The sequence below is a fragment of the Alphaproteobacteria bacterium genome (genome assembly GCA_018063245.1).
Lineage (GTDB): Bacteria > Pseudomonadota > Alphaproteobacteria > JAGPBS01 > JAGPBS01 > JAGPBS01.
Map to the genome: position 1 here is coordinate 23,886 of JAGPBS010000028.1, position 2,254 is coordinate 26,139.

The 2,254-nt window shown below is 38.6% G+C and carries 1 protein-coding gene; it reads right to left on the minus strand.

The features are described from left to right. Positions 1-2,038, minus strand: a 2,038-nt coding sequence (locus tag KBF71_05275) for a hypothetical protein (protein MBP9877729.1), incomplete at its 3' end; no start/stop codon positions are given. Between the last annotated feature and the right edge of the window lie 216 nt (positions 2,039-2,254).

A 2,254-nucleotide genomic window follows, 5' to 3' on the forward strand; every position in this document is an offset into this window, starting at 1 on the left:
TTGGGTATGGTGCAGGTTGCACGACAGGTGCGGCCTGTTGTACAGGAGGTTGTGCTACAACTCTTGGGTGTGGTGCGTCTCTAAAGACAGCTGGCATACTGAATAAGACGGTTTGATTTAAATTTTTTGTGTATTGTTTAAGGAGTTGAACGTTTCCATGTGTCAAAATTCCTAATTGATATAAACGCGTTAAAGCATTAGCTAATCGTTGTTGTGTATCAGTCGTTGCGTCGCCCACATTCCAGAATACAAAATTTGTAATCTTTGGGTAGGCACAATATTGTCCCAGCTCCTCTTTGTATGCGAGACGCACTTCATCACTGCCATAAAGAAAAATGGTATCAAGTATATCATTTTGGGCTCTTAAGTTATCATTTTTTAAAGGTATAACTGTTTTCATTTGTTGAAAGAAATTTTGAAAATCGGTCAAAGACCATTTGGATATAATGCCTTCCCAAAAAATTGAAGCAAATTCGTAGCACAATGGTTCTTTTCCACTTCCAGTGCGAGCTACATTATGCATCAGGAAGCACATCAGAAAGTCATTTTTGTCAATTTGTGTATTTTTCAGAAATTCCTGTAGGTGGGTGGCCATATGAAGATTTGACTCCTGAAGGATCAAAGACAGTGACTGTTTATATTGATCATAGAGTCTATTTTTTTGGCAGAGTTGAGCTTGATTCAATATGTTATCTTTGTTTTCCAAGACCTTTTGGGTTAAATTTTCACAATATTTGACCAGGATGTCTTTAACGCTTTTTCTAACCTGAGACGTTGGATGTAAGTATGTTGTTATTGTATATAGGCGAGGGAGTAAGTTATATTCAGCTCTGGTCAGATCAGGCCTGTCTTTTAAAAGCTGGATAGCATGTTCAATAGCTGTCATGGCTAGATTTTTAGAGACAGAAAAGAATTTTGTCATTAATTCTAGGTGTGGAATATCTGAATGGTCTTTTACACCAAGTGGAATCGGTCTCGCGTACGTAAAAATGATTTCAAGTGCAAGTCCATGTTTTAGGGATCCGATATCCGTTACCAATTCTTCAATCATTCTTTGTGTTTTTTCAAGTAAATCAAGAGGAAAAAGCCAATCAGACGTATCTAAATTGTTGTTATAAGCTGAAATTTCTTCAGACGTTTTATTGTCCGTCCCATGCTTTTGTCGGAATTGACTGAATTGACGATTCCAATATTGAAACATGTATCGGACCAATTGATCATAAAGCGGATGGTCTAAGTCATCTTGTTCTACAATTCTCAATAAAGAGGGTATAACTGCTTTTTCAGAGAAAGCAGTTAATCGTTCTTGAGGATATATATAGCTAAGAGAGCGCTGTGAGCGTTTTAAGGACGCTTTCATTAGAGCGAATCGGATTTCTTCTTGGCGTGTTTGAGCCGCTTCATCAGGTGAGTCTAAGAATTTTTGAAGCTCCTGCGCAGCTTCATCAGCCTTTTCTGGATGTTTGAGGATGAGATAGAGAAAAGCGTTGATATAATCAGGATCTTTTGGATCTTTAAGAATCTTAAGAGCAAAGGTCGCTAAAACAGGATTCCCTTGCAGAGGTCGTTGCACGGTTTTTTCTCTGCTGATGATGCCATTTATAAATTGTCTTAATTTGGTTTCATCATTGACCCCTGGCTTTAGATCCTTCAGTTTTTTGGGTGTGATTGCTCGGTTTTTTTTAATTTGGAGAAGACGGTGCCTTAAATCAAGAACGCTTTTAATGTCCTGGTCTTTAGGTGATGTTTTTAGCCTTTTGGCGGCTGAGTCTTTTTTAGGCACTGATTTTCTTGGTTTTCTGACTTGATTTGGTTCCGGAGCAGCAGCATCTGCATCAATTTTTTGACGTTTTGCTTCGGGAGCTGCTTTACTTGCTTTTCGTTTGGCTATTGGCGCTTCAACGATGTCTGCAGGTTGATTCTGGTTGTTGACCGCACGCGCAGCAGCAGGTGCTGGATGCGGATTTGGGTTCGGATTTGGAGCATTGCCATTTCCGGCTGGATTTGCTTGCGGGTTCAATGGATTCAAATTGGTCATGATCAAAATTCCTTTCATAAAAATGGTATTCGTTTTGAAAGAAACAATTTTGTATTAAATAAAAGGGAATGTCAAGGAAAATTTGAGGGGTGTAGGAGCAAAATGATATTGTCCTGTTTGAGCAAGATAGAAATGTCCGCTTTTCAGTAGGAATTTTCTTTTAAACTTATCGAGAGTTTAGATGAAAGGGGTCCGAATGAATCACAGCATAAACAT